Source organism: Saccharothrix carnea (assembly GCF_003014735.1).
Lineage (GTDB): Bacteria > Actinomycetota > Actinomycetes > Mycobacteriales > Pseudonocardiaceae > Actinosynnema > Actinosynnema carneum.
Genome location: NZ_PYAX01000002.1, coordinates 432,795 through 453,941 on the forward strand (window position 1 = coordinate 432,795; position 21,147 = coordinate 453,941).

At 70.0% G+C, this 21,147-nt stretch carries 25 protein-coding genes and 1 pseudogene; 17 read left to right on the forward strand and 9 right to left on the reverse strand.

What is annotated here, in order from left to right:
• The first annotated feature begins 746 nt into the window (after positions 1–746).
• The 9 genes and pseudogenes from B0I31_RS06165 to B0I31_RS06200 all read left to right on the forward strand — a co-directional run bounded on the left by B0I31_RS06165 (position 747) and on the right by B0I31_RS06200 (position 6,425).
• Positions 747–1,028 (forward strand): STAS domain-containing protein, encoded by a 282-nt coding sequence (locus tag B0I31_RS06165; protein ID WP_181320015.1) that lies wholly within the window; start codon positions 747–749, stop codon positions 1,026–1,028.
• Between the two features lie 103 nt (positions 1,029–1,131).
• The gene (locus B0I31_RS06170; protein WP_106614331.1) at positions 1,132–2,532 is read left to right on the forward strand and encodes a phosphatase PAP2 family protein; all 1,401 of its coding nucleotides are present in this window, start codon (positions 1,132–1,134) and stop codon (positions 2,530–2,532) included.
• Positions 2,533–2,740: 208 nt separating this feature from the next.
• Entirely contained in the window at positions 2,741–3,223 is a 483-nt protein-coding gene (locus tag B0I31_RS06175; RefSeq protein WP_181320017.1) for an SPW repeat domain-containing protein, read from the forward strand.
• The gene (locus B0I31_RS06180; RefSeq protein WP_106614333.1) at positions 3,223–3,642 is read left to right on the forward strand and encodes an SPW repeat domain-containing protein; all 420 of its coding nucleotides are present in this window, start codon (positions 3,223–3,225) and stop codon (positions 3,640–3,642) included. The genes B0I31_RS06175 and B0I31_RS06180 overlap by 1 nt, the downstream gene beginning before the upstream one ends.
• Before the next feature lie 124 nt (positions 3,643–3,766).
• Entirely contained in the window at positions 3,767–4,168 is a 402-nt protein-coding gene (locus B0I31_RS06185) for a hypothetical protein (protein ID WP_106614334.1), read from the forward strand.
• Positions 4,169–4,236: 68 nt separating this feature from the next.
• A complete protein-coding gene (locus B0I31_RS06190; protein ID WP_106614335.1) occupies positions 4,237–4,743 on the forward strand; it encodes a PPC domain-containing DNA-binding protein in 507 nt (168 codons plus the stop codon).
• 91 nt (positions 4,744–4,834) lie between these two features.
• Positions 4,835–5,053: pseudogene (locus B0I31_RS41565) on the forward strand (glycoside hydrolase family 15 protein); the annotation flags it as partial.
• A gap of 73 nt (positions 5,054–5,126) precedes the next feature.
• Positions 5,127–5,492 carry a hypothetical protein gene (locus B0I31_RS41570; protein ID WP_245949761.1) on the forward strand — a complete coding sequence of 122 codons (366 nt, stop codon included), beginning with the start codon at positions 5,127–5,129 and terminating at the stop codon, positions 5,490–5,492.
• A gap of 528 nt (positions 5,493–6,020) precedes the next feature.
• Complete coding sequence (locus B0I31_RS06200) at positions 6,021–6,425, forward strand: four-helix bundle copper-binding protein (RefSeq protein WP_106614336.1); 405 nt, start codon at positions 6,021–6,023, stop codon at positions 6,423–6,425.
• 276 nt (positions 6,426–6,701) lie between these two features.
• Here B0I31_RS06200 and B0I31_RS06210 read toward each other — a convergent pair whose 3' ends face one another.
• The 5 genes from B0I31_RS06210 to B0I31_RS06230 form a co-directional block, all read right to left on the reverse strand.
• Positions 6,702–8,063: a sensor histidine kinase gene (locus B0I31_RS06210; RefSeq protein ID WP_106614338.1), complete on the reverse strand. Its 1,362-nt coding sequence runs from the start codon at positions 8,061–8,063 to the stop codon at positions 6,702–6,704.
• Entirely contained in the window at positions 8,063–8,734 is a 672-nt protein-coding gene (locus B0I31_RS06215; protein ID WP_106614339.1) for a response regulator transcription factor, read from the reverse strand. The genes B0I31_RS06210 and B0I31_RS06215 overlap by 1 nt, the downstream gene beginning before the upstream one ends.
• Before the next feature lie 102 nt (positions 8,735–8,836).
• On the reverse strand, positions 8,837–9,124 hold the full coding sequence (locus tag B0I31_RS06220; RefSeq protein ID WP_106614340.1) for a hypothetical protein: 288 nt from the start codon (positions 9,122–9,124) through the stop codon (positions 8,837–8,839).
• Between the two features lie 10 nt (positions 9,125–9,134).
• Positions 9,135–9,590 (reverse strand): hypothetical protein, encoded by a 456-nt coding sequence (locus tag B0I31_RS39930; protein ID WP_146173760.1) that lies wholly within the window; start codon positions 9,588–9,590, stop codon positions 9,135–9,137.
• Positions 9,591–9,592: 2 nt separating this feature from the next.
• Positions 9,593–9,904 (reverse strand): hypothetical protein, encoded by a 312-nt coding sequence (locus B0I31_RS06230; RefSeq protein WP_245949716.1) that lies wholly within the window; start codon positions 9,902–9,904, stop codon positions 9,593–9,595.
• A 353-nt stretch (positions 9,905–10,257) separates the two neighbouring features.
• On the opposite strand from B0I31_RS06230, the gene B0I31_RS06235 reads away from it, so the two are divergent.
• The 5 genes from B0I31_RS06235 (at position 10,258) to B0I31_RS06255 (ending at position 14,093) form a co-directional block, all read left to right on the forward strand.
• Complete coding sequence (locus B0I31_RS06235) at positions 10,258–10,803, forward strand: copper chaperone PCu(A)C (protein ID WP_106614342.1); 546 nt, start codon at positions 10,258–10,260, stop codon at positions 10,801–10,803.
• A gap of 40 nt (positions 10,804–10,843) precedes the next feature.
• The gene (locus tag B0I31_RS06240) at positions 10,844–11,809 is read left to right on the forward strand and encodes a S1C family serine protease (protein WP_245949717.1); all 966 of its coding nucleotides are present in this window, start codon (positions 10,844–10,846) and stop codon (positions 11,807–11,809) included.
• Between the two features lie 432 nt (positions 11,810–12,241).
• Positions 12,242–12,700 carry a hypothetical protein gene (locus B0I31_RS06245; RefSeq protein WP_146173761.1) on the forward strand — a complete coding sequence of 153 codons (459 nt, stop codon included), beginning with the start codon at positions 12,242–12,244 and terminating at the stop codon, positions 12,698–12,700.
• Between the two features lie 44 nt (positions 12,701–12,744).
• Positions 12,745–13,053, forward strand: coding sequence for a DUF3040 domain-containing protein (locus tag B0I31_RS06250; RefSeq protein ID WP_106614345.1), 309 nt, complete (start codon positions 12,745–12,747; stop codon positions 13,051–13,053).
• 122 nt (positions 13,054–13,175) lie between these two features.
• The gene (locus B0I31_RS06255) at positions 13,176–14,093 is read left to right on the forward strand and encodes a universal stress protein (RefSeq protein WP_181320018.1); all 918 of its coding nucleotides are present in this window, start codon (positions 13,176–13,178) and stop codon (positions 14,091–14,093) included.
• Here the strand turns inward: B0I31_RS06255 and B0I31_RS06260 are convergent.
• On the reverse strand, positions 14,071–14,568 hold the full coding sequence (locus tag B0I31_RS06260) for a hypothetical protein (RefSeq protein ID WP_106614347.1): 498 nt from the start codon (positions 14,566–14,568) through the stop codon (positions 14,071–14,073). The two genes, B0I31_RS06255 and B0I31_RS06260, sit on opposite strands and share 23 nt — an antisense overlap.
• 250 nt (positions 14,569–14,818) lie before the next feature.
• Between B0I31_RS06260 and B0I31_RS39935 the strand changes: the two genes are divergently transcribed.
• Positions 14,819–15,319, forward strand: a complete 501-nt coding sequence (locus tag B0I31_RS39935; protein ID WP_146173762.1) for a hypothetical protein — start codon at positions 14,819–14,821, stop codon at positions 15,317–15,319.
• A gap of 165 nt (positions 15,320–15,484) precedes the next feature.
• Here the strand turns inward: B0I31_RS39935 and B0I31_RS06270 are convergent, their stop codons facing one another.
• On the reverse strand, positions 15,485–16,243 hold the full coding sequence (locus B0I31_RS06270; RefSeq protein WP_181320019.1) for an alpha/beta fold hydrolase: 759 nt from the start codon (positions 16,241–16,243) through the stop codon (positions 15,485–15,487).
• Between the two features lie 477 nt (positions 16,244–16,720).
• Between B0I31_RS06270 and B0I31_RS06275 the strand changes: the two genes are divergently transcribed.
• On the forward strand, positions 16,721–17,938 hold the full coding sequence (locus tag B0I31_RS06275) for a cation:proton antiporter domain-containing protein (RefSeq protein WP_106614350.1): 1,218 nt from the start codon (positions 16,721–16,723) through the stop codon (positions 17,936–17,938).
• A 5-nt stretch (positions 17,939–17,943) separates the two neighbouring features.
• Here the strand turns inward: B0I31_RS06275 and B0I31_RS06280 are convergent, their stop codons facing one another.
• On the reverse strand, positions 17,944–19,401 hold the full coding sequence (locus B0I31_RS06280; RefSeq protein WP_219910606.1) for a phosphatase PAP2 family protein: 1,458 nt from the start codon (positions 19,399–19,401) through the stop codon (positions 17,944–17,946).
• 437 nt (positions 19,402–19,838) lie between these two features.
• Here B0I31_RS06280 and B0I31_RS40410 point away from each other — a divergent pair, with 437 nt between their 5' ends.
• Positions 19,839–20,204: an SPW repeat domain-containing protein gene (locus B0I31_RS40410; protein WP_181320020.1), complete on the forward strand. Its 366-nt coding sequence runs from the start codon at positions 19,839–19,841 to the stop codon at positions 20,202–20,204.
• Between the two features lie 44 nt (positions 20,205–20,248).
• Here B0I31_RS40410 and B0I31_RS06290 read toward each other — a convergent pair whose 3' ends face one another.
• Positions 20,249–21,022 (reverse strand): DsbA family protein, encoded by a 774-nt coding sequence (locus B0I31_RS06290; RefSeq protein WP_106614353.1) that lies wholly within the window; start codon positions 21,020–21,022, stop codon positions 20,249–20,251.
• Positions 21,023–21,147 lie beyond the last annotated feature (125 nt).

Genomic DNA, 21,147 nt, shown 5'->3' on the forward strand with positions numbered 1-21,147 from the left:
AGGGGTCAGGCACCGTCCCGAATCCGGTCGAGTCGGTGACGGGCTAGGTGGTGCAGCATCTCGGCGAGGGCTTCGAAAGCGACTCGGCCCTCGAGGTCCCGCCGGGCTGTGAGCACCGTGCCGGTGATCACCTCTCGCGAGAGGACACCGTGGAATTCGGCGTTCAACCTGCTGACCGCTTCCAGACAGTACCGGTCGGGTTGGACCTGTTGAGTGATCAAGGGACTCTCCACCTCCGTGGCCTTTCTTCCAGGATGCCCTCGCCACCGCGTTCCTGACCTGACGACTGGGTGACGATGGTGGTCGAGTCGGTCTCGACCGATGCGCGAACCGCGCCCGGATCCCGGCAAACTCGTGCCGATCCGTTGCCGCCATCTCGCCACCGTGCGCGGGTTGACGGGCGATCGACTGCGGGAGGTGTCGTCCATCGCGAGCGTCGTGGGTCCCTCTCCGATCCGTCCGTGGTGTCACGGTCCACGCCAAGTGGTCCAGGGGCGGTCGCCGGGTGCGTGTAGCGCAAGGAAATCGTCGGGGATCGTGTTTCTTCAGGAAGTCGTCGGGTTGGCTCCATCGTCCTCCGAGGACGATGGAAGACGTGACCGTCTGATCGCGGAGGCAGGCGCGAGGAAGAGACAGGGCCTATCGACACGGAGGTCAGCATGAACGGTGTACCGGAGCAGCACAGTCCTTTGTCCACCCGGTGCCGATGTGAGGTGCGACAGGGAAATGCCCGCGCTTGTATCGCCGTGACGGGCGAGATAGATCTGTCCAACGCGGAGGAGTTGGCCCGTGTCGTGGTGGACGCACTGCGTGTGCACCGACCGCAACGGCTGCGACTGGACCTGGACGGTGTGACGTTCCTCGGCGCGGCCGGCGCCCGTGCGTTGTTGCAGGGGCGCATCGAGGCTGATCGGGAGGGTTGCGCGTTGGAGATCGGCAGCGCCGGAACAAGGGTGGAGAAGGTGCTGGCCTTGTGCGGCGTGCGAGCGGACCCGTTGCCGAGCGGCGTCCGTTCTGGATCGGTGTAGCGCACCGGCCTCTCGCCCCTTTCGACCGTGGGAAACGGCCCGGACTGGATGATGCCTGAAGGCCTTTCCGTGAGCTTCGTGAGGACTGCGCACTGTGACCAGGATGATGAGGAACGCCGCCCCGTTGACCGTGCCTGTCGAGCGGTTCGTCTTGCGCGCCGCGGCGGCGTTGGTGCTCACGTCGACGGCCGCTGCGGGGTATGCGCTGGTCGTGGCGGCTGTCAGGTTCCGGTGGTCGGCGCTGTACGAGGTGGACCGGGCAGTGGCGGAGACGTCGGCCCGGCTGATCTCCGGCAACGAGGTCCCGGTCGACGTGCTGCAGGGCGTGACCACGCTGGGCGGCACGCCCACGCTGGTGTGGCTGACCGGCGTCGGAGTGGCGTGGTTGCTGGTGCGGCAGCAGCTCTGGTTGGCCCTCTACGTGGCTGTCACGGCCGGGGGCGCGATGATCCTCGGGGTGGTGATCGAGGAGCTGGTGGCGGGGTTGCGACCGGTGGCGCAGCTGCCGGTACCGCTCGCGGCCGGCTCGGATTTCGCCGGCGGGCACGCGTTGGGTTCCGCAGTGACCTACGGCGTGGTGGTCCTGGTGTTCCTGCCGGTGGTCCGTCGGTCGGCACAGTGGGTGCTGGTCGGGGTGGCCGCGCTGCTCGTGGTGGTCATCGGCGCGACCCGGATCGCGCTCGGCGTGCACGGTCTGACCGATGTGCTGGGCGGGTGGATGCTGGGAGGATTGTGGCTGGCGCTGACCGGTGCGGTGTTCCGACGGTGGCGGACCGAGGCTGGCGCGCGTGACGTGCCGTTGTCGCAGGGGATGGGACCGGAAGCGGCGGCGGATATCCGACCCGCGCCGGCCCAGGACGTCGTGTTGCCCCGTCCCTGGAGAGGTGCGGTCGAGCTGCTGGCGGGATGGGGTCTGCTGGCCGGTGTGCTGCACGGTGCCGGTCGGCTGGTGGTGGGGGAGGACAGACGGGCGGCGGCCTGGGAGTCGGCGGTGCTGCAATGGTGGGTCGATCGGCGTTCGCCGGAGTGGGACGCCGTGGTCCTGCCGCTGGGCAAGCTGGGTGACGTCGGTGTCGTGCTGGCCTGCGCCGCGGTGGTCGCACCGCTGGCGCTGGCGTGGTGGCGCAGCTGGTCGCCGGTGGTGTTCCTGGCGTTGACGGCGGTGGGGGCGATCGGTCTGGCGCTGGTGACGGCGGAGGTGAACCCGCGTGCTGCAGCCGGAGTGCCGGGCTTTACCTCCGCGCACGTGGCCGCCACGTCGGCGCTCTGGGGTGCGACGGCGGTGGTGGCGTGGTCGGGCAGGACGCGGTGGTGGCGGTGGCCGGTCCTGGTCGCAGGACTGCTGATTCCCACGCTCGTGGCGGTGCAGGGCCTCTACGCCGGTGCCCACTACCCGACCGACGTGGCGGCCGGAATGCTGTCGGCTGCGGCGTGGACGGCACTTGTGTGGTGGGTGGTCCGCCCCGACCGCACCACAGGTGGGAAAGCCCGACCGCAGACGTGATCCCGACAGCGCCGCACCCTTGCGGTTGCCTGACGACGCCCGGAGAGGCGTTGTCCCGAAGGCGCTCCGGGTAGCCATCCGGTACGAACCCGCGTAGCCGCGCTTCCGGCCACTGGTGACGAGAGACACCGATCGTGAAGGAGCACGGATGACTTCCCGCATGCCACAACAACCACCTCCCGCACGGCGGACCGACGAGCTCGACCCCATGCCGGTCACCGCACACGGTCATCAGCCGGTGGTGCCCCAGTACGGTGCGGCCCCGCTCCAGGACATGGCTCCGCTCTACGGCGTGCGCGAGCCTGCCGCAGCGAGCGTTGCCAGCGGCGTGGCGTTCTTGGCCGGCGTGTGGTTGGCCCTGGCACCGTTCGCCCTGGACTACGCACCTGCGGAGCAGGGCTTCGAAGGCTACTGGCACGACATCGTCGTGGGAGGCACGATCGGGCTGCTGGCCCTGGTGCGCTCCTTGGCCCCCAGTCACGTGCCGTGGCTGAGCCTGGTCAACGTCGCGCTCGGTGCGTGGCTGGTGCTCTCGCCCGTGGTGCTCGGCTACGAGCCGTGGCCGGGTTCGACCACCGCGGCGGTGAACAACATCGTGGTCGGCGGCGTGGTGACCGCCGTGGCGCTGGTCAGCGCGTGGACGACGTACCGGACCCGCTTTGAACACCGATCGCACGAGGGAGGGCGCTGATGGTAGGCCAACCGTCACAGCAGTGGGCCGGGCAGCCGGCCGACGACAAGCACATGCCGCCGGCTGCCAGCGCCGCGAGCGCGGTGACGCTCCTGGCCGGCATCTGGTTGCTGCTGGCACCCTCGGTGCTCGACTACCCGGCCGGCAGCTCCGCACGCGGGCACGACATCGTGATCGGCAGCGCTCTCGCGGTCCTCGCGGTCGTCCGGGTCGTGGCACCTCGCGACGTGCCGTGGTTCAGCGTCGTCAACGTCCTGTTGGGCGGGTGGCTCGTCATGGCGCCGTTCGTGCTCGACCACATCGCCGACATCGGTGTCGCGATGGCCAACGACGTCGTTGTGGGGTTGATCGTCGTGGTGTCGGCCGCGACGAGCGCTGCGACCACGTTCGCCGGGCGACGGCGCGCGGGTGACTCCTAGAACCGCCCGCCGCGGAGTCACAGGCCTGCCGGTGCTGAGAGAACGAGAGGAGTTGGTCATGTCCTTGCGTCATGAGACCCGTCGGAGTGTTCGCGCGCTATTGGTGGTCGGTGCGCTGGCTGCAGTGCCGTTCACCACGGCGGCCTGTGGTGACGACGAGACCGCCGCACCGGAAACGACCACGGAAGCGGCGCAGGACGACTACTTCGCCTCGGAGGAATTCCTGGGGCGGGAGGTCACCGTGAGCGCCGTCGTCACCGCCGTGCTCGGTGACAAGTCCTTCGTACTCGACGGCTCGGAGTACGGCGACGAATCCCTGCTCGTGCTGTCCGCCGAGGAGGCCGGCGGGATGGACCTCCAGGAGGGTGACATGGTGCAGGTGACCGGGACGGTGGAGGACTTCGCCTACGCCAACTACCGCGACCAATACGGACTGATCGACGACGGTGTCTACACCACCTACGGCGACGAGGAGTTCCTGGCCGCCCACAGCGTCGAGGCGAACGTGCCGACGGAATCGAAATAAGCCGCAGTGCCGACCTGCGGTGACAATCCGGACAACAGGCCCGGCACGGGCCGGAACAGGTGGAAGCCATGGCTCGGCACGTGAGGCTTGACGCCGAGGCTACGCGTGCGTACGCCATCGTGATGCAAACCGGGGACTCTGTGGTGGAGGAACTGCTCGCGTTCGCCCGCGAACGGCAACTCCGCACCACCTCCTTCACCGCGATCGGCGCATTCAGCCGGTGCACCCTGGCGTTCTACGATCTGGACACGAAGGAGTACCTGGGCATCCCCGTCGAGGAACAGGCGGAAGTGGTCTCGCTCGTCGGTGATGTGGTCGGCACCGATGTCGGCGATTGGCAAGTGCACGCGCATGCCGTGCTCGGCCTGTGGGACGGCACCGCCAAAGCCGGTCACCTGCGCCACGCGGTCGTGCGGCCGACGTTGGAGGTGATGCTGACCGAGTCACCACGCGGAATGACGCGACGCTTCGACCCGGACAGCGGACTGGCGCTCCTCGACCTCGACGCAGGCGAACCGGTGACCGACCCGGACCCGCTCCGGCACGGCTTGGCCCCGGCGACCGGCGAGCACTGACGACCAAGCCTCAGCCTTCCGACGGATCACGGCCCGGATCGGAAACACGCGCGCCGAGGCCCGCGCTCGGCGCGAGTGGCACGTGAGGGCGGTGGTAGGCGATCCGGCGAAGCTGCAGATCATGTACGGCATCGACGGCCACAGGCGGCTGCCCGAGCAGACCCCGCCCTGGTTGACCGGCTACGAGGGCCCGTCACCCGTTCGGGTGGGCAACGCCGCGGCCGACCAGTTCCAGCTCGACGTGTGGGGTGAGGTGCTCGACGGCCTGCACCTGACCCGCGAGGCAGGGCTGCACACCAGCGACACCGCGTGGGACCTGCAACGGGAGCTGCTGGACTACCTGGAGGGCCACTGGGAGGCCCCGGGACAACGGCCTGTGGGAGGTGCGCGGCCCGCGCCGGCACTTCGTGCACTCCAGGTCATGGCCTGGGTCGGACTGGACACCGCGCTGTTGCTCATCCCCAGGGTCGGGTTCCTGCCGTGGGAGAACCCGCGCGTGCTGCACCTTCTGGCTGGCCGACGCCCTTCACGGCACCGGCCGGGTCGACGAGGCTCGGGAACTGCTCGAACGGCTGCTCGACCTGCGCAACGACGTCGGCCTGCTCAGCGAGGAGCACGACACCACAACCGGCCGCCACATGGGCGACATCCCGCAGGCGTTCAGCATGGAAGGCCTGTTCAACACCGCCCACCAGCCCAGCGGCACCTCCACCCGCACCTCCGCCGGCAAGGAGGAGCAGGCGTTGTGACGTCGCCCGTGTCCGAGAGCCGTTGCTCCCCGAGCTGATCGTAAGCCAAGCGTCAGGTCCATCGTCGCCGAACGCTGTCACGATCGGACAGGCCGCACGACGATGTGCGGCCGCCATCGGCATGCGGAGAGGGGAACGCTGTTGACGTCCGTGGGAACGCTGCCGTCCGTGGCACGTCGTGGTGCGGATCTGCGCACGCCCGGTCACCGGGCTCCCGGCGATTCCGTTCCTCGATCGTGACCGCCATCCCCAGCACGCAGGGCCCCGTCTCCACACTCCTGATCTGTGACAGCTGTGGCCGTGCCTACGACGGTGACACGAGCGTGCCCTGGATTGTCTTGTGGTCGGAGGCGACCGGCACGGGTTGGCAAGGCCGGGACCGCGCGATCGGACCCCACAGCTGCACCCACTGCCCGCCGTGACCGGTTCGCCGGCGCCTGCTTCTCCTCCGCAAGACCATCGCAAGGTTGTGGGGTCTGGTGCCGGGTAACCGCAGGGGCGGAGTCGGATCTACGGAGGAAGGGCGACATGACGACGACGATGCCGATGCTGGAAACGTACCCCGCCGAGATCAACCTGGACCGGGCGAAGCTGGCCGCGACGATCGACGCGCTGATCGCGTGCGCGGAGGCGTGTACGGCGTGCGCGGACGCCTGCCTGAGCGAGGAGTCGGTCGCGGAGTTGACCAAGTGCGTGCGCACGAACATGGACTGCGCGGACATCTGCGGTACGACCGCGCGGGTGCTGTCCCGGCACACGGGGTACGACGCGAACATCAGCCGGGCGCTGCTGGAGGCGTGTGTGACGGTGTGCAAGTCGTGTGGTGACGAGTGCGGGTCGCACGCGGAGATGCACGAGCACTGCCGGATCTGCGCCGAGGCGTGCCGCGCGTGCGAGGCCGCTTGCCGGGACCTGTTGGCCACCATCAGCTGACCGCCGCACGGTCCGAGTAGCCCCGGCACCTGCGGAATCGACTTCACCCGGGCTGCGGGCCGTCCTGCGTGGACAGTGGTGCCGACTCCGTGGTGGTGCTGGTGGTCGACGTGGCGGAGGTCGTGGAGTCGGGTCGCTGGGTGACTGTCGGGGTGGTCGCCGGGGTCACCGTGGGAGTGGTCAACGGTCGTGGTTCATTCTGCGTGGTGACGCCGCAGGCGGACAGCAGCAGAAGGGCGGACACGGAGCACGCGGCGAGCAGGAGGGCGGACATTTTCACGGACGTGCCTCCGGGATCTCCACGATGAAGCGGGCGCCACCGCCGGGACGGTCCTCGACCCACACCGAGCCGCCGTGGCGTTGGACGTGCTGGGCGACGAGGGCCAGACCCAGGCCGCTGCCGGTGTCGGTGCCGCGGCTGCCGGCGCGGTCGCCGCGGTCGAAGCGGTTGAAGATGCGGTCGCGCAGCTCGGGCGGCACACCCGGTCCGGTGTCGTCGACCTCCAGTCTGGCGTGGCCGTCCCGGCTGAGGACCGCGACGCGCACCGCGCCGCCTGCGTGGCGTTCGGCGTTGTCGAGCAGGTTGTTCACCACCCGGTCGAGGCGGCGGCGGTCTCCCAGGACTTGGGGGCCGGGTGGTTGGGTGCGGACGGGGACCTCGGTGCCGGGGTGGGAGTCGAGGACGTTGTCGACGAGTGAGGCGAGGTCGATGGTCTCGAGGTCTGTGTTGTCGGCCTGCTGGTCGGCGCGGGAGATTTCCAGCAGGTCGACCACCATGTCGGCGAACCGGTCGACCTCGGAGGTGAGCAGGTCCAGGGCGCGGCCGGCGGTGCCGGGGATCTCGGCGCGGCGGCGACGCAGGACCGCGGCGGCGTTGACCATGGTGGTCAGCGGTGAGCGCAGCTCGTGGCTGACGTCGCCTGCGAACCGGGCGTCACGTAGTACTCGCTGCTCCAGGGCGTCGGCGGTAGTGTTGAACGTGGTCGCCAGGTGCGCCAGGTCCGGGTCGGTCTGCGTGGGTAGCCTGGCCTTGAGGTCGCCGCCGGCGATGCGCGAGGCGGCGGCGGTCAGCGCGGTCAGGGGTCGCAGGGCACGTCTGCTGGCCCATGAGCCCAGTGCGACGCCGAGCAGGCCGCTGACCACGACGCCGGTGATCAGCAGGACGCTCAGGAACCGGAACGTCTGGTCCAGCTGCACCAGGGGCGCGAGTTCGACGTAGGCGCCGTCAGTGGAGCTGATCGGCAGGCTGACCGCCAGCACGGGGACGCCGTCTACGACGAGCCGCTGGGAAGCCGGTGTGTCGTGGCGGCCCAGTTCCACCAATTCGTCGGGTAGGACCTGGGGGTCGACTTGCCGGCCGCTGGTCAGCACCTGTCCAGGGCGGTAGAGCAGCACGGTGGAGTCGGGCCCGGTGGTGAGGCCGGTCAGCAGGTCCTCGAGTCCGTCGGAGCCGGTGGACAGTGCCTGGTCGACGAGGCGGGCGTTGACCTCTGCTTGGCGGGTGGCGCTCTGCTCGCGCTGGCGCAGCATGTAACCGGAGGTGAGGTTCCACACCAGTATCGCGAGCGCGCTGGTGAGCAGCAGCGAGCCGATGCCCAGTACCACCGCGACCCGCCAGCGCAGCGACAGCCGGGGCATCAGGTGACCGCCCGGTAGCCGACCCCGCGCACGGTGAGGATCAGTTCGGGGTCGTCGGGATTTGGTTCGACCTTGCGGCGTAGGCGGCGGATGTGGACGTCGAGCAGGCGGGTGTCGCCGAAGTAGTCGTAGCCCCAGACGCGCTGCAGCAGTTGTTCGCGGCTGACCACCCGGCCCTCGGCCGAGGCGAGTTCCACCAGCAGCCGGAACTCGGTGCGGGTGAGGTGGACCTCCTCGCCCGCGCGCAGCACCGTGCTTGTCTGCGGCTGGATCTCGAGCTCACCGAGTCCGAGGACGTCGTCGTGGCGGCCGGTGCGGCGCAGCAGGGCGCGGATGCGGGCGGCCAGCACGCTGGCCATCAGGGGTTTGGTGACGTAGTCGTCGGCGCCGGCTTCCAGTCCGGCGATGACGTCGCTCGCGTCGGTGCGGGCGGTGACGATGATGATGGGCAGGTCGCCCTGGGATCGCAGAGTGCGGCAGACCTCCAGGCCGTCCACGCCGGGCAGCATCAGGTCCAGCAGCACCACGTCGAACGTCGCGGTCTTCAGCAGCGCCAGCGCGTCCTCACCGGAGACGGCGTCGGTGACGGTGAAGCCCTCGTCGTCGAGCGCGAGTCCGAGAGCCTGCCTGATGTGCTCGTCGTCCTCGACCAGCAGCACGGAGAGGGTCATCACCTCATTCTCGGCCCGCGGGGCCGGGTCCGCCGCCCGGCGGGGCCTTTCGCCCGCGAGGTGCAAGCTGATCGCAAGGTCGCTCACCGGGTTCGCCGTGCGTCAGTGCTTGTGGTTGACCGCGAAGCGGTAGCGGCCGTCGACGTCCATGCGGACGTCCAGCAGCTTGTCACGAAGATATTTCGCTGCGGGTGGTGCGAGGAAGATCCGGCCGCCGGTCGGCGCGGTGATCACCTCGTCCTGCGCCGCGGGGCGGGCGGCGACAGTCAGGGTGATCGACCTCCGCCCGTCCCGCTCCGACCAGCCGATCCGCAGGCTGCCACGCCTTTCGCCCGCAGTCGGAGCCAACTCGCTGATCACTGCGCCGGCCGCGTGGGTGATGTCCAGCACGGGGATCCCCTCACGCCTGGGGGTAGACGCCGAAGTGGACGCGCCCGGCGTAGCGGCGGCGCACGTCGAGCACCTTGTCCGCCAACGCCTGCGCGGCGAGAGGGTCGAGGAAGACCCGGGCGTCGCCGTGCGCGACGATCACGTCGTCGACCTCGGGATGCGGCTCGATCGACAGGTCGAAGTCCTGGTCGTGGGGCTGGGTTGTCGCCGAGATCCGCAAACCGCCCTGACGTCCCACACCGGTGGCGGTGGTCAGTTCGTCGATGGCCTGCACGGCCGTGGTGTCGATGTCGAGCACGATCTGTCCCCTTTTCCATCGTCCGGGTCCGGTCATCATCGAGACTAGGTCGCGACCCTCGTTCGCAGACGGATCGGCGTCGCTCCGCAAGGAGATCGTCAGAATGTGGCTCAACGAGGCCGGAATCGCAAGGTTGTCTTCAGGTGCGACCGACAGTCGTGGTGTCATCGTCATACCTCGGTACGCAGCCGGTCCAAGCGGTGCCGTGCCAGGCTTTGCAACACCACGTCGACGGCTTCGTGGACGATCCTGCCCTCCAAGTCCCGGCGAGCCCTCAGTACGGTGTCCGTGACGACCCTTCTGGGCAGCACACCCTTGAACTCCGTAGTCAGCTTGCCGACCGCGGTCAGGCAGTACCGGTCGGGTCGGACGAGGACGATCCTCATGTCGCGCTCCTGGAGGTCGATCGGTTTCCCAACTCTGGGGTGCCCCGGCCGCACGATGGTGATCTGACGAACCGCTGACGACACTTCCCTGTTCACTCGACCTCCTGCCGTGAGAGGACTTCGCGTCGGTGTGTTGCCATCGGCCTCATCGCGCGTGCAGGGATGCCACTGCCAACGCACAGCGAGCATCGCGGTCACCGCCGCCCCGACCACGCCGTGGACCTGGTCGGGGCGGCGGTCCGCAGCAACGTACAACGAGCCACCTGGAACGCCTCGCTCGTCCAGTCGTGAGATCAACTTCGTTGCCGAATGCCTGGCCTGATCGTCGGTAATCCGCATGTCTGCTCCTACGTCTGAGGGTGCCCGCCGTCCGGAACGGTCGACCTTGCAATCGCCTGACGACCGGCCGCCGCGTGCTCCGCTGTACGAGCCTCGGGTAGCCGGAAGGCATGAACAGGATCGGCACTCTGAGCATGGTCGCGTTCGCGGCGGTCGTGGTGTCGACGTCGTGCGGTGAGCCGCAGCAGGTGCACGGGAACGGCACCGTGGGCGCCAACGCCGAGGTCGGCGACGTGGTGCTGCGGAACGTGTTCGTGCGGGCACCCGGTGACGGCGCCTATCAGCGCGGCGAGGACGCCGTGGTCCGACTGGCGATGTTCAGCCGCTCAGACCGGCCGGACGCCCTGCTCGGCGTGCGCACGCGGAGCGCGGACCAGGTCGAGTTGCGTTCCGACACTGACTGCGACGGCACCGCCGAGACCGTGCCACGCGTCGCCGTGCCCGCCGATCGCGCCGTGGACAGACCCGGCAGCGTGGACCCGGCCTACCAGCTGCACGTAGTGGACTTCTCCGAGGAGGTCCGCGCGGGCACCACCGTCCCCCTGACGTTCATCTTCGAGGACGCCGGCGAGATCACGGTGGACGCACTGGTCGAAACCGAAGACGACGGCGACATGCCGCCCACCCACTGCCCGACGACGACCTGGAGCCAATGACATGAAAGTCCTTCGTACGGCGCTCCTCACGACGGCCGTTGTGACCGCTGCCGCGTGCACCGCCGGACCCACCGGCACCGTCGCGCAGCCGAGCAGCGCCCCGCCCGCCGCGACCGGGACGTCCTACGCCGACCTGGTGGAACGCACCGCGCCGCACGTGGTGACCATCCGCACCGACGGCGGGCTGGGCAGCGGCGTGGTCTTCCGCTCCGACGTGGTGGTGACCAACCAGCACGTCGTCGGCGAGCAACAGGACGTCGTGGTCGAGTACGCCGACGGGCAGCAGTCATCGGGCGAGGTGCTTGCCACCGACGTGGTCACCGATCTGGCGGTCGTGCGCACCGAGCGCAAGGACCTCCCGGTGCCCGAGTACCGGGAGGACCTTCCCCGACCGGGTGATCCGGTGCTGGCGCTGGGCAGCCCGCTGGGCTTCGAGAACACCGTGACCGCCGGCATCGTCTCCGGGCTGCACCGGGAGATCCCCGGCTCGGCGGCGCAGACCCGGGCGCTGGTGGACCTGATCCAGACCGACGCCCCGATCTCGCCGGGAAACTCCGGCGGCGCGCTGCTGGACACCGAGGGCCGGGTGGTCGGCATCAACGAGGCCTACATCCCGCCGGCCGCGGGCGCGGTGTCGCTGGGCTTCGCCATCCCGGCGGCCACGGCGGTCGACGTGGCCGAGCAGCTGCTGGACGACGGCTCCGCCACCCACCCCTACCTGGGCGTGTCACTGGGGCGGTTGACCGACGACATCCGGGAGCGGTTCGGCGTGACCGCCGACGAGGGAGTCCTCGTGCTCCGCCTGGATGATGGAGGCCCGGCTGCTGACGCCGGTGTGCGGGCCGGCGACGTGGTCGTGGAGCTGGCCGGGCAACAGGTGCGCGAGGTGGAGGACGTGCTCGGCGCGCTGCGCCGCACCGAGCCGGGAGAACAGGTCGACTTGGTCGTCGTGCGGGATGGACAACGGCAGGAGCTGTCAGTGCAGATCGCGGCGCGCGAGCGCTGAGAGTGGTGGTGGCCGGTCGGTGCGGACGATGGTCGACATTGGACGGTTGTGTGGTGTTCGCGTGCGGGTGCACTGGGGTGCCCTGCTCGTCGGGGTTGACCCGGTGCCGGTCGCACCGCTGAACGGCGGCCGGCTGTGGCAGGCCGTGCTGTGGCCCCGGTGGGGCGACCGGAGCGGGCGATGGTGTTCGAACAGGGGCACTTGGTGGGCATCGTCTCGCCGAGCGACATCGGTCGGGCGGTCCTGCTGCACGGCCTCACGGTCACCGGAACCGCCGGCTGACCACGTCCCAGCACTCGGCCGCCGGACGCAAGCTCGCCGCAAGGTTCCGGGACCTGCCCGCGGGAAACCGGAAAGGGGACGAAACGCAAGCGCGGCAACGGATGACAGGAGCTTTCGATCATGATTCGACGTGCGGACAAGGTGGTCGCGGTGAGCGCAGTGCTGGCTCTTGCCACTGGGCTGACCGGGTGCGGGGTCGACGACGACAACCCCATCGCCGATGGCGGAGCGGCCACCACGACTGAGGAGACGATGACCGGGGAGACGACGACTTCATCCGCCCGGACGCAGTACTTCGCGGGAGCTGACCACGTCGGCGAGAAGGTCACGATCACCGTGCCGGTGGTGCAGGACCTGACCGAGGGCTCGGTCGTGCTCGACGCGGAGGCCTACGGCGACGACAGCCTGCTGGTGCTGTTCAAGGGCGGCGAGCGTGAGTTCGCCGAGGGCCAGTCGGTGACTGCCACCGGCACGGTCAGGCAATTCTCCTACGACGACTACGCCGACGATTACGGCCTGGCTGAGTCCGCGCTGTTCGACGTTTACGCCGACGAGGAGTTCCTCGCCGCCGACGACGTCACCGCGGAGTCGGCCACGCCGAGCAGCTGACGGGCGGTCCGACGGGCCGATTCGGGGAACGGAGGTGACACCACGTGGACAGGAAGGCCGGCCACGACGACGAACGAGCACTGACCGAGATCGAGCGTGAGCTGACCGCGGAGGACCCCGCGCTGGCTGCGGCTCTGGGCACCGTCTCCCCGGTGCGGCGACCCGCCCGGTGGATGGCGTTGACCGCCCTCGGAGGGCTGGTGCTGCTCGCCGGGTTCCTGGTGGACAGCCCGGTCACCACGGTGCTGGGCGCCGGTGGCGCGGTCGCCGGCTCCTTGATGCTGCTGTGGTCGACCCTCGACCAGGGCAGCGGGCCGGACCAGGGCGGGCGGATGCCGATGTGGCCGGTGTGAACCACCGGGCAGCGGTTCTCGCGCGGGAGTTCGGTGACAAGTTGTTCGTGTTCGACGGCGGCGAGTGCGGGGTGAGTCTCTGCGGTGCTCGTTGCTGCTGGAGTTGGAGGAGAAGCGTGGACGTGACCAAGGACAATGCGGTGGTGGCCGGTGTCGACGGGACCGGACCGTCCGAGCGCGCGGCGCTGTGGGCGGCCCGGCAGGCGGTCGTCTTCGGCAAGCCGCTGGTGCTGGTGTACGGGATGCGGTGGCCGATGTACACGCAGGCGCACCTGCACGCGCCTGTCGGCATGGGTGTGGTCGAGCCTGGTCTTACCGAGGAGCCGATGCGGCGATGGGCCCGGGACATGCTCGACGGCCTCGCCGAGCGGTGCCGGGAGGTCACCGGTGCCGAAGTGGACAGCGACATCGTGTCAGGCGACCCCGTGGACGCGGTGGTCCTGGCCGCGGACCGGGTGGCCTTCGCGGTGGTCGGGCACTCCGAACAAGGCGGGGTGGCCGAGTTCCTGCTGGGCTCCACCGCGCAGCGGTTGACGAGGTCGTGCCCGTGGCCGGTCGTGGTCGTCCGCGACGAGGCCACTGTCGACGAGGTACGCGACGGCGGGCCGGTGGTGGTCGGCGTGGACGGCTCTCCGGTGAGTGGCCAGGCGCTGCGGTTCGCGTTCGGGTTCGCCGCCCGGCACGGCGCCGAGGTCGTGGTCGTGCACGCGTCGAGCGAGAGGACGACCGCGATGACCGAGCCGGTGCAGACGCGTGAGGAGGCCGCGTTGCGCGAGGAGTGGGGGCCGGTGGGCAGCGAACTGGCAGAGTGCGCGAGGCGGTACCCGGGTGTGTCGCACCGGCTGGTCGACGTCTTCGGCCCGCCGGTGGAAGCACTGCTCGCTGCCTCCGCCAACGCAGCAATGCTGGTGGTGGGCAGCCACGGCAAGGGCGCCGTGCGCCGGGCGCTGCTGGGGTCGGTCAGCCACGAGCTGGTCGGCAGCGCTCCGTGCCCCGTGGCGGTGCTGTCCCCTGACATCACAACGGCCGACCTGCGGTGACCCCGAGCGCTTGAGCCGATCTCCGCTCACCCGGTGGAGTACTACCGTTCGTCGTAGGCGCGCAACACCGCATCCGTGGACTCACCGACCAGCAGGAAGCGCCGACGGAGGTTTCGGCCAGGTCGTCGAGGGCCCCGCCGAGTGCCGCGCCCGCGAACCGGACAGCCGGATCGGCCGACGACGCCGCGTCGCGGGTCAGGCTGACGGCGAAGCCGAGCTTCCCGGACAGGGCAGCGGCGTCGTCACGGTCGCGGAAGTAGTAGGTCACCCCGTATCGGGTCAAGTCGACCCTGACTTGCGCGACGGCACCGACGAGGTCGAACAGCACGCGGCGAGGCGCAGGACGGGCGAGGTGGGCACGATGTCGCCGAAAACCGAGGGTGGCGACGGCGACCAGTGACACGTAGAGGGCGTCCGGCACGTCGCTGCGGTGCGCGGGGTCCAGGGTCGGGCCGAAGGTGAACCCGTGGGGCATCCGGACGACGTAGACCGGCGTCCATCCCGGGTGTCCCTCGTCTGAGTTCCCGTAGTGCTGGCGTCGTTGCCAGGCGCTTCGTTCTCCGTGGTCGTCGCGTGCACTGCGCTGCCCTGCGGATGACCTGGCCTCCGCCGGGTGAACCCGTGTGGAACCTGTCGCAAGGTGTTCGCAAGGTTCTCGCGTCGGTGCACGGGAACCCGATCGGCGACGAGCACAGGCAGTGTGGACGGTGCGTCGGGATGTCGACATGGAGGAGCACGTGTGCGCTCGATCCGTTGAGGACCGTTCGAGGAACCCGCTGCGCGCGGCCGTGATCGCGATGACCGCGGCGGCCGTCGTCACCGGTTGCGGTGGCGATCATGGGGAGGCCCCGGACGACCTTCCTGCTTCCGACGACGTGACGCCTTCTGCGGAGGTCGGGCAGGTGAACTACTTCGCCGGCGAAGCGCACTTGGGTGAGCAGGTGACGATCACCGCGACGGTGATCGACGAGCCGGCCGCGAGCGCTGCGGTGATCAACGCGGCTGCGTACGGCGACGACTCGGTGTTGGTGCTGGTGCCGCTGGAGGCGCGATCGCTGCTGGACGTCGAGGGCGAGATCACCGTCACCGGCACGATCGCGACGTTCTCCTACGACGATTACGCGGAACGCTACGGCCTGGTCGACGCTGCCCGCTACGACGACTTCGAGCAGGAGGAGTTCCTGTTGGTCGATCACCTCGCGCGCGGCGCCGGTCCGACGCGCTGACCGGCGCTCGGGCCGTTGGGCGTCCACCACGCCGGCACCATCCCTGCCGTCGGCGAACTGGCTTGGCCATGGCCGACGTCATGAGCTCGACTTGAATTACCACAGCGGACCGCGGCAGGTCGCCGGGGTGACACGGCGTTGGTTGGCGCGGTGTCACCCTCGTGGTCAGGGAACATTCGGAGAACTCTGCTCCAGAGAGCGTGCGGTCCCACGACCGTGAAGGGTTCGGTCCAGGTCGGACACGGCCCCCGAGACTGTCTCGACGAGGTGCTCCGGTGCGGTATAGGGCAGGCTGTGGCCACCGCGAACCTCCACGTGTCGCCCGTCGCGGGCCAGACCGGCCAGGTGCGCCGCCCAGGTTCGGGAGAGCAGCGGGTCCTTGGTGCCACGCACGACGAGGACCGGGCACCGGACCTGGGGCAACGCCGCTTCCAGTCGATAGGTGCACAGGTCGCGGAAAGCAGCCCACACCATGCGCGGTCCGCACCGCAGCCCTTCCCGCAGAAGATCGCGAACCAGGGAAGGAGGTTCGTGCGCCATCGCCCACGTCCACCGGGCGATGATCGCCGAAGGTGCCCGCCGGTTCTGCGGAGGGCTCACCAGGACGAGGTACCGGATGAGGTCAGGGTTCCGAAGGGCCAGCTCGGTGGCGCTGTGGCACCCGCCCGAATGGGCGACCACGAAGGCAGGGCCGGCTCCGGCGGCCAGGACCCCGCCCAGCACCTCGGCATCGTCGTACATGGAGGCCGGCGGACCCGACCGCGGGGTGTTCCCGACGCCGGGCAGGTCGGGTGCGACCACTGCGCGATCTCGGGCGAGCCGGGCCATGGTGGGCGCCAGGTAGCGCGTGGACGCCACCATCCCGTGGACCAGCAGCACCGGTGTGCGCGAGCGGTCGGGGGAGTCCGTGTAGCGCACGGCCACTCTGTGCGTTCCTGCTCGGATGCGGACGGCGGATGGTACGCGGTCTGGCTGCATACCCATGTCGTTCCTTTCTGGCGGTGGCAGGAGCGCTCAGCTCTGATGCTCCTCGTGCATGACAGTCAAGAAGTGCGTGTGGACAGATCCAGCCAGGACTTCGGCTCGACGACGGCGCAGGACAGTGCGGGATCGAAGAGTGTCCCTCTTCGGACTACCCCCGTGGGCACGCCGAGCACGGGCGAAGCCGGGAACGCAAGCACAGCGCAAGGCCCGATTCCGGCGCGGTGGCCGCGTCGAGGCCGCTGTCGACGGTGGTACCGCGTCGCACCGGCTGCCGGATCTCCGCGGGGAGTCGACTCCCGCACGACCTGCGGTGAGGAGTCGGAGGGCCGCGCTCGAATCGCCGAGATCATTGTCACCGGTCATCATCGTGTGACCGCGAGAGCGTGACGACAGTGACCAACGGACGGTGATGCCGACGTGGAGCGCCTCTACTTGGTGTGCGCCGTGGGCGGTCTCGCGGCCGCGGTTCTCGCCCTGGTCAGTCGCGCCATCCACCGGCTGCCGTTCAGCGGGCCGCTGGCCGCCCTGCTGCTCGGCATCGTCCTCGGGCCACAACTGCTGGGCCTGCTCGAGCTCGAGCCGGAACTGCGCGACACGCTGCTGCTGGAAGGAGCGCGACTGCTCTTGGCCGGCTCGGTGATGACCGCCGCGCTGCGCTTCCCGACCACCGCGTTGTCCGCGTTGGTGCGTCCCTTGGTGCTGCTGCTCGTCGTCGTGATGCCGTTGGCGGCGCTCGCAGCCGGCGCAGCGGCTCTTCTGCTGGGTCTGCCACTCGCGCTCGCCGCGCTGGTCGGCGCGTGCCTGTGTCCGACCGACCCCGTCCTGGCCGCCTCTGTGATCACCGGCGAACCGGCCGAGCGGGACCTGCCTGGCCGCATCCGCGCCCTGCTGACCGGCGAGAGCGGCGCGAACGACGGGTTGGCGTTGCCCCTGGTCGGCATCGCCCTGGCGGTCGTGCTACCCGCGACCCACCTCGGTGACGCGTTCGGGAAGGTGGCGTGGGAGGTGGCCGGTGGCGTGGTGATCGGTCTGCTCGCAGGACTGGCCGCCGGGTGGGCGCTACGCGCGGCCACCCGGCACCGGGACCTGGAGGAAGGGCCGAAGCTGGTGTTCCCGCTGCTGCTCGCCGTCTCTGTCCTGGGCATCGCGCGCTTGGCCGGGACCGGCGGCGTGCTGGCGGTGTTCGTGGCGGGCCTCGCCTACAACCGGATGGTCGCCGAGAGCGACCGCGGCCCGCAGGACGCCGTGGACGAGGCGGTGAACCGCTATGCGGTGCTGCCGCTGTTCCTCGTGTTCGGCGCGGTGCTGCCCTGGCGGGATTGGATCGCCTTCGGTCCGGCGGCAATAGTCTTCGTCATCGCGATCCTGCTGGTGCGGCGCCTGCCGTTCATTCTCGTGCTGGCCCGCCCCCTGCGTCTCGCTCGCCGTGACGCGCTGTTCGCGGGCTGGTTCGGTCCCATCGGCGTCAGCGCCCTGTTCTACCTCGCCCACAGCGTCCACGAAGGGGCGATCGACCCGCGCCTGTTCGCCGCCGGGACGCTCGCCGTGGCGGCCCACACGGCCGTCTACGGCCTCACCGCCACCCTGGGCCGCAAGCTCTACGCGAAGTCGCGGTCCGCCGACCCGCCCCGCTGACGACCTCACCGGCCTTCCGGGGCCGCCTTGACATCCGGTTCGACCCCTGGGTCGTCGCCGTGCGGCTTGACGACCCACCAGCACACCGCGACCCAGGACAGCGCCAGCACCAGGCTGCCCAGAACGTCGGTGGGGTGGTGCACGCCGTAGTACACCCGGGCAGCGGCCACCGCGACGATCACCACGACCGCCGCGGCCGCGGCGAGCCACCGCCACCAACGGCGCGTCCCGGTGACCACCAGGAGCGCAGCGGCGGTGTACAGAGCGCAGGCGGCGGCGACGTGCCCGGAGGGGAAGCTGGAAGTGGGCGGCAGGTCGGGGGTGAGCTGCACGACGTCCGGACGGGCCCGGCCGACCGCTGACGAGGCCGCCAGGAACAGCGTGATCTCGCCGGCCATGACCACGACCAGGAACAGCACGGGACGCCAGTCACGGGTCAGGGCGAGCCAGAGCGGGCCGATCACCAGGGCTGCGGTGAGCACCCAGTGGGTGCTGCCGAAGCGGCCAGCGATTCCGCTGACGGTGTCCAGTAGGGGGCCGCGGTGTTCGACGACCCACTGCGTCAGGTCCCGGTCCCAGTCCAGCGCCGGCCGGTCGGGAGTCCCCGCGGTGACCAGCCGACCCACGCCGAAGAGCAGACCCAGGAGCGCCACCCACGCGGTGAGCAGTTCGGCCACTCCCCGCCAGGGGTGCGGCAGGACGTGCGCGTGGGTGCGCGACGCCGGTTCGAGCGCGGCAGCCGCCTCGGGCGCCAAACCCTCGCTCAACGCGGGGCCGCGGTGCGGCGCGGACAGTCCCCAGCGGCGAAACGCAACCGTGGTGATCACCAGCCACACCAAACCGAGCAGCCACCCGGCCACGACGTCGGTGAGGTAGTGCACCCCCAGCGCCATACGGGTGAAGCCGATGGCCGCCACCACCAGCGCCACGACCGCGATCGCCGGCCGGCGCCCTGCGCGGGGCAGCACCGGCAGGAAGATCAACAGCAACACCCCGTAGGACACCAGCGAACCCATCGCATGACCGCTGGGAAAACTCAGGCCCGGAGCTGCCGCGACCGGCGCGTTGACCACCGGGCGCAGCCGCTCGACCAGTTCCTTGACTACCGAGTTGAGCGCGAGTGCACCCAGTGCGGTGACCACGGCGTAGACGGCGAGCAGGGGCTGGCGCCGGATGAGCAGCCAGGCCGTGCCCACGGTCACCAGCCACGCCAGCATCGCCGTCCCACCCAGGGCGGTCACCGCGTTCAGCGCGTTCACGACGACGTCGTTGCCGGCGACCGCGCTGTTGAGCCGGTCGGTCACGGCCCCGTCCAGTCGTTGTAGCGGTGGCCAGTGGGTGCGCACCAGGACCAGCAGCAGGCCGAAGCCCACGCCGAAGAGCGCCAACTCGGCCAGGCCGGTCGCGCTGCGCAGCGCGAAGCGTTCCGCTCGTACCACCGCACCCGACGACGTTGAGTGCACAGCCGAGTTCCTTCCCACAGAATTCTCCGCAAGCGGATGCCCCGCGGATCGTTGAGGGGTGCCCCGGACGGGACCGCTGTCGTGGCACCGGCTCATGTCGTGTCCGAGCCGTGACCGGAACAAAGCCCGCCCTTAACCCAAGGCTCCATCCGGTTGCGAAACCACTACGACGCAACGCTTCCGCTTCCGGCCGCGTTTGCGTGCCGGGATCGCGGCAACGCATGGGCCACAATGAACACAACTCTCCGAGGAGGCCGGCGATGATCCGGTGGCATGCGCACACGGGGCGTGACCGTGGCAACGATTCCGCGATTCCGCGGGAAAAGCGCGGCACGATTGCCCGAAGAGGAACCTCGGGTTACGGGTTCGGCTACCCGTACGGGGCACCGTCGGCCACGCCACGCTGGACACCGCCGGGTGCGCGTGCCGCCAGCGCCGTGGTTTTCCTGGCTGGGGTGTGGCTGCTGCTGGCACCGGTCATCCTGGACTACGCCCCGCACCCGGAAGGGCTGGGCGCCTACTGGAACGACCTGGTCGTCGGCGGGATGGTCGCGCTGCTCGCCCTGGTCCGCGTACTGGCACCGGAGCACTTGCCCTGGTTGAGCCTGGTCAACGCCGCACTCGGTGCCTGGCTGGTGGTGTCGCCGTTCGTGCTCGACTACGCGGTGCGGGCGTACGCGATGCGGGCGACGGGCAACGACGTCGCCGTGGGCGTGCTGATCCTGGTGGTGGCCGTGGCGAGCGCGGTGACGACCTACCAGCGCCGGAAGGCGGCGCGAGGGCCCGATGGAGCGTCGACATAGTCGTCTGCTGGTGCGGGTCCGGTCGACCATGAGATGTGCTCTGCTCAACCGCCGGTCGACCCGCGACCCGCGGTTCCCCGCTCGGCAGCGAGAACCTCGTCGAGCCAGTCCCGGTCGGACAGGTCGACCGGTTCGCCGTCGACGGTTACGGCTGGTGTCCCGGTGAAGAAGTCGGTGTCCTGGAGTCGGGCGAGTTCGGCACGGGCCTCGTCATCATGGGTGCCGTTGCGCACGCACCGCGCGAAGTCCCCGCTGATACCCAGCTCGGTACCGAGGTCGACCAACTCCTCGTCGATGTGGCCCGGGCCGCCCTCGCGCGGTTGCACGGCAAACAACGCCTGGTGGTACTGCCAGAACCGGTCCTGATCGGCCGCGCAGAGCGCCGCGTTGGCCGCGTCCAACGAGTACCCCTCGGGCCGCGAGAGACGTACGAGCATGGGCAGCAGGTGATACCGAACCCGTAGTTCGCCCTCTTCGATTTCCTGCTTGATCCGAGGGCCGTGGGTCTGCTCGAACCGGCCGCACGCCGGGCACAGGAAGTCCTCGTAGACGTCGATGGTCGTCGGTGCGTCACCGCCGACGACGACCGTGCCGCCCTGACGCTTCACGGGCGCGTCGATGCCGGTCACGCCCGGCGGGGCAGCCAGCTCCCCGTCCCGGGACGAGCCGACCAGCAGCACCCCGCCCACGACGACGAGCGCGAGCACCGCGACGACGACCACACCGATGAGCACCGCTTTCCGCTCGCCGTGCGCACGACGCGCCCCGGCGACCGTCTTGGCGGCCGCACGCCGCCGCTTGCCCCTGTTGTCGTTCACGCCGTACCTCCCACAGGCAGGGGTTCACCGATCGACGTGTCAGGCGTGCCCGGCTGTGCGGATGGAAAACCGCGATCGCCGAGCGACCACGGGCCTGTGTCCGATCCGTGACCCCGCTCCTGATC

What these genes read in the sequence shown, in the direction of transcription:
- B0I31_RS06170 (WP_106614331.1), top strand. Translation starts at nt 1,132, where the DNA reads ATGATGAGGAACGCCGCCCCGTTGACCGTGCCTGTCGAGCGGTTCGTC.
- B0I31_RS06175 (WP_181320017.1), top strand. Translation starts at nt 2,741, where the DNA reads ATGCCGGTCACCGCACACGGTCATCAGCCGGTGGTGCCCCAGTACGGT.
- B0I31_RS06180 (WP_106614333.1), top strand. Translation starts at nt 3,223, where the DNA reads ATGGTAGGCCAACCGTCACAGCAGTGGGCCGGGCAGCCGGCCGACGAC.
- B0I31_RS06190 (WP_106614335.1), top strand. Translation starts at nt 4,237, where the DNA reads ATGGCTCGGCACGTGAGGCTTGACGCCGAGGCTACGCGTGCGTACGCC.
- B0I31_RS06200 (WP_106614336.1), top strand. Translation starts at nt 6,021, where the DNA reads ATGACGACGACGATGCCGATGCTGGAAACGTACCCCGCCGAGATCAAC.
- B0I31_RS06210 (WP_106614338.1), bottom strand. Translation starts at nt 8,063, where the DNA reads ATGCCCCGGCTGTCGCTGCGCTGGCGGGTCGCGGTGGTACTGGGCATC.
- B0I31_RS06215 (WP_106614339.1), bottom strand. Translation starts at nt 8,734, where the DNA reads ATGACCCTCTCCGTGCTGCTGGTCGAGGACGACGAGCACATCAGGCAG.
- B0I31_RS39930 (WP_146173760.1), bottom strand. Translation starts at nt 9,590, where the DNA reads ATGACACCACGACTGTCGGTCGCACCTGAAGACAACCTTGCGATTCCG.
- B0I31_RS06235 (WP_106614342.1), top strand. Translation starts at nt 10,258, where the DNA reads ATGAACAGGATCGGCACTCTGAGCATGGTCGCGTTCGCGGCGGTCGTG.
- B0I31_RS06260 (WP_106614347.1), bottom strand. Translation starts at nt 14,568, where the DNA reads ATGCCCCACGGGTTCACCTTCGGCCCGACCCTGGACCCCGCGCACCGC.
- B0I31_RS39935 (WP_146173762.1), top strand. Translation starts at nt 14,819, where the DNA reads ATGGAGGAGCACGTGTGCGCTCGATCCGTTGAGGACCGTTCGAGGAAC.